4 protein-coding genes are annotated in these 4,403 nt (G+C 65.8%); 1 reads left to right on the plus strand and 3 read right to left on the minus strand.

Going from position 1 to position 4,403, the window contains the following annotated elements; genetic code table 11:
• Nucleotides 1-6 precede the first annotated feature (6 nt).
• Nucleotides 7-1,218 (minus strand): toxic anion resistance protein, encoded by a 1,212-nt coding sequence (locus tag sphsw_RS14510; RefSeq protein ID WP_031441242.1) that lies wholly within the window; start codon nt 1,216-1,218, stop codon nt 7-9.
• A gap of 260 nt (nt 1,219-1,478) precedes the next feature.
• Between sphsw_RS14510 and typA the strand changes: the two genes are divergently transcribed.
• A complete protein-coding gene (typA, locus tag sphsw_RS14515; RefSeq protein WP_031441243.1) occupies nt 1,479-3,323 on the plus strand; it encodes a translational GTPase TypA in 1,845 nt (614 codons plus the stop codon).
• A gap of 151 nt (nt 3,324-3,474) precedes the next feature.
• On the opposite strand, the gene sphsw_RS14520 is transcribed toward typA, so the two are convergent.
• Complete coding sequence (locus sphsw_RS14520; protein ID WP_081874346.1) at nt 3,475-4,272, minus strand: 3'(2'),5'-bisphosphate nucleotidase CysQ; 798 nt, start codon at nt 4,270-4,272, stop codon at nt 3,475-3,477.
• Nucleotides 4,265-4,403 (minus strand): metallopeptidase TldD-related protein (locus sphsw_RS19495; protein ID WP_235188408.1); only part of this gene is annotated, 139 nt, incomplete at its 5' end. The genes sphsw_RS19495 and sphsw_RS14520, both read right to left, overlap by 8 nt.

Raw genomic sequence — 4,403 nt, forward strand, 5'->3', positions numbered from 1 at the left:
CACGCCCTACATCGCCTCCAGCTTGAACGCGCTCGGCGACGGGCCGCCCAGCTGTCCCTGCGTCGCCCCCTCGGCCCGCGCGATATAGCCGCGCGACTTGTCGACCTCGTTCGACAGCGCGCCGACCGTGGTCTTCATGCTGTCGAGCGCCTTCAGCTTGAACACGTCGATCGCGTCCATCGTGTCGTAGATATTCTGGAACGCGCGTTGCAGCGTTTCGAGCGGGATGGTCGCCGATGCGGCCTGTTCGTGGATCTGCGCGGTCTGCGATTTCAGCAGCTTGCCGGTCGAGTCGATGATGTTCGCGGTCGTCGTGTTGAGCGCGGTGATCTGTTCGAGCACCAGCTTCTGGTTGGTCAGCGCCTGTGCGACCGTCACCGCGGTACGCAGCGCGGACACGGTCGTGGTCGAGGCGCGATCGACGCCCTTCACCAGCTCGACATTGTTCTTCTTGACCAGGTCGAGCGCGAGATAGCCCTGCACGGTGACCGCCATCTGCGTCAGCAGGTCCTGCGTGCGCTGGCGGGTGTAGAACAACGCCGTCTCGCGGATCGCCTTGGCCTTGGCCGGGTCGCTGTGGTCGAGATCGTTCGCGACGTCCTCGAGCTTGGCATCCATCGTCTTCGACAGGTGGATCATCTGTTCGAGCCGCCCCATCGCCGCCCACAGGTTCGCGCGCTCGGTATCGATCGCGGCATTGTCCATCAGCAGCTCGTCCTTGCCCGACGACAGGCTCTTCAGGATCTGCGCGATATGCGTTTGCGACGATTTGTAGCCGTCGAAATAGTTGCGCATCTTGCCGCCGAACGGGATGATCCCGAACAGCTTCTGCGGCGCGGTCAGGTTGCCCTTCTTGCCGGGATCGAGATCCTCGACGACGCGGCGCAGCTCGGCCAGATCCTTGCCGACGCCGGTTTCCTGATCCATCGCGCGGACCGGGCGATCGAGGAACCGGTTCGACTGGCCCGCCGCCTCGCGGATTTCCTTCGCCCCCATCGCGGTGATCGCATCGACGCGCTTGCCGAATTCAGGGCTGTTGACGTCCTGCGCGACCAGATCGGTGACAAAGCCTGCGACGCGATCGTCGAGCTGCGACTTCACCCCCGCATCGACCGGCACGAGCCCGGCGGCCTTCGTCGCGGAGACGGTCGGCACGGGGTCGGGCGGCGTCAGGACCAGGCCAGGCTCGGTCGTCAGCGTCTCGGGTGTCGTCGCCATGCAATCCTCCAATCGGTGCCGCATCCTAGGGGAACGACACCCGCATTCAACTGTGGTGTCTAGATAATACACGCAGGCCACGCAATCGTCTTGGCGGCTCGCCCGGAGACCGGTGCGGCCCACCCCGAAACAGGCTCGCGATCGGCGATTTTTCCGGCAGCGGGGAACCATTCGGCCGGCAATCGAAACGCCAAACTTGCCGCATCGCGGAATAAACGCTAAGCGCGCCTGCAAATTCCGTCCAAACCGAAAGCATTCCCATGAGCCTCCGCAACGTGGCGATCATTGCGCACGTCGATCACGGCAAGACGACGCTGGTCGACCAGCTCTTCCGCCAGTCCGGCACCTTCCGCGACAACCAGCGCGTCGAAGAGCGCGCAATGGATTCCAACGACCTCGAAAAGGAGCGCGGGATCACCATTCTCGCCAAGCCGACCTCGGTCGACTGGACGCCCCCGGGCGAGAGCGAGAGCATTCGCATCAACATCGTCGACACGCCCGGCCACGCCGATTTCGGCGGCGAAGTCGAGCGCATCCTGTCGATGGTCGACGGCGTCGTCCTGCTGGTCGATTCGTCGGAAGGCGCGATGCCGCAGACCAAGTTCGTCACCGGCAAGGCGCTGGCCCTCGGCCTCAAGCCGATCGTCGTCGTCAACAAGGTCGATCGCAACGACGCGCGCATCCAGGAAGTGCTCGACGAGGTGTTCGATCTGTTCGTGTCGCTCGACGCGAATGACGAGCAGCTCGATTTCCCCGTGCTCTACGCCTCGGGCCGCAACGGCTATGCCTCGACCGACATGGACGCGCGCGAAGGCACGCTGATCCCGATGTTCGAGACGATCGTGAAGCACGTGCCGCCCCCCGCCGTGGAAGTCGCCGGCGTGCCCTTCACCTTCCTCGTCACGCTGCTCGACCGCGATCCGTTCCTCGGCCGCGTCCTCACCGGTCGCGTCAATTCGGGCACCGTGAAGACCAACCAGGCGATCCACGCGCTCGATAACGACGGCAAGATCATCGAGACGGGTCGCGCGTCCAAGATCATGTCGTTCCGCGGCCTCGACCGCGTGCCGGTCGACGAAGCCAAGGCCGGCGACATCATCTCGCTCGCAGGGCTTTCGGTTGCGACCGTCGCCGACACGATCGCCGACATCACGGTGACCGAGCCGCTGCACGCGCAGCCGATCGATCCCCCCACGCTGTCGATGCGTTTTGCCGTGAACGATTCGCCGATGGCGGGCCGTGAAGGCACCAAGGTGACGTCGCGCATGATCCGCGAGCGCCTGTTCCGCGAAGCCGAGTCGAACGTCGCCGTGAAGGTGACCGAGGCAGCCGACAAGGACAGCTTCGAAGTCGCCGGTCGTGGCGAGCTCCAGCTGGGCGTGCTGATCGAGACGATGCGCCGCGAGGGCTTCGAGCTCGGCATCTCGCGTCCGCGCGTGCTGTTCGGCGAGGACGAGGACGGCAAGAAGACCGAGCCGTACGAGACCGTCATCATCGACGTCGATGAGGAGCATTCGGGCACCGTCGTCGAGAAGATGAACATCCGTAAGGCCGAGATGACCGACATGCGTCCGTCGACCGGTGGCAAGACCCGCATCACCTTCTCGGCGCCAAGCCGCGGGATGATCGGCTATCACGGTGAATTCCTGTCCGACACGCGCGGCACGGGCATCATGAACCGGCTGTTCGAGAAGTACGGTCCGCACAAGGGCCAGATCGAAGGCCGCAAGAACGGCGTGCTGATCTCGAATGGCTCGGGCGAAGCGAACAACTACGCACTGGGCCCGCTCGAAGAGCGCGGCATCCTGTTCGTGGGTCACGGCGAGGCACTCTATGAGGGCATGATCGTCGGCGAGAACGCCAAGCCGGACGACCTCGAGGTCAACCCGATGAAGACCAAGGCGCTGACCAACTTCCGCGCAAGCGGCGGCAAGGACGACCAGGTCCGCCTGTCCCCGCCGAAGCGTGCGACGCTGGAGCAGGCGATCGCATACATCGACGACGACGAGATGGTCGAAGTCACGCCGAAGTCGATCCGTCTGCGCAAGCGCTTCCTCGACGCGAACGAGCGCAAGCGCGCGAGCCGGGCTAAGCAGAGCGCGTAAGCCTGGCATGGCGAAGCCGGCCAGGCTTACAAGCTCGGCCGGCCTCGCTCACGCGAGGTCCGACGACGCGGCTTAGCCGCGGCGCTCCCCAAAACGAAAAAGGCCGGAGGGAAACCTCCGGCCTTTTTCGTGTCCAGCGAAGCGCCCAGCCCTACCCTAGAATAGCCGCCGCCCGATCCGCCAGCCGCGCGATCGCCGCGCGGTGGATGCCGCGGGTGCTCGCGACAACCCCGAACGCCTGCGGGCGCGGCTTATTGAACACCAGCGGGATGCCGACGGCGTCGGTCACTGCGGCGCCCGCCTCGCTCGCGACCAGCGCGGCGGCGGCGATGTCCCACTCATTTCCCCAGCGCAGCGTCGCGACCAGATCCGCCCGGTCGGCCGCGACCATCGCGATCCTGAGCGCGATAGAATTGGGTTTCTCGACCACCACGAGATCGCGGTCCGCCTTGGGCAGCGCATCGGTCGGCACGCGCGATCCGGGAAAGTCAGTGCGGGATCCGGCGCGCAGCACTGCACCGTTGAGCGTCGCGCCTTCCCCCAGCGCCGCCGACCAGATCTCGCCTCGCGCCGGCGCATCGAGCACGCCGATCACCACCCGCCCGCGCTCGACCAGCGCGATCGACACGCACCAGCCCGGACGTGCCCGGATATAGTCGCGCGTGCCGTCGATCGGGTCGACGACCCAGAGCCGGTCGCGCGCGAGCCGCGCGGGATTGTCGGCGGTTTCCTCCGACAGCCAGCCGGCATCGGGCAGCAGTGCGGACAGCCGCACCTTCAACATCCGGTCGATATCGATATCGACCTCACACACCGGGCTGCCCGGCGTCTTTTCCCAACGGTGGAAATCGGTCCCGAACCGCGCGAGCGCCATCTGCCCGGCTTCGGCAGCGATCGATTCGACCGCCGCGCGCAACGTCGTGACGGGACCCGGGGGCGGTTCAGCCACTCGCCACCGTCATCCCCTCCACGCGCAACGTGGGCACGTTGATGCCGTAGCGGAATTCGAGATCGTTGGCGGGGGTCATCGCCAGGAACATGTCCTTCGCATTCCCCGCGATCGTGAATTCGGCGACCGGC

This window comes from Sphingomonas sp. FUKUSWIS1 (genome assembly GCF_000733135.1).
Classification (GTDB): Bacteria; Pseudomonadota; Alphaproteobacteria; order Sphingomonadales; family Sphingomonadaceae; genus Sphingomonas; species Sphingomonas aerolata.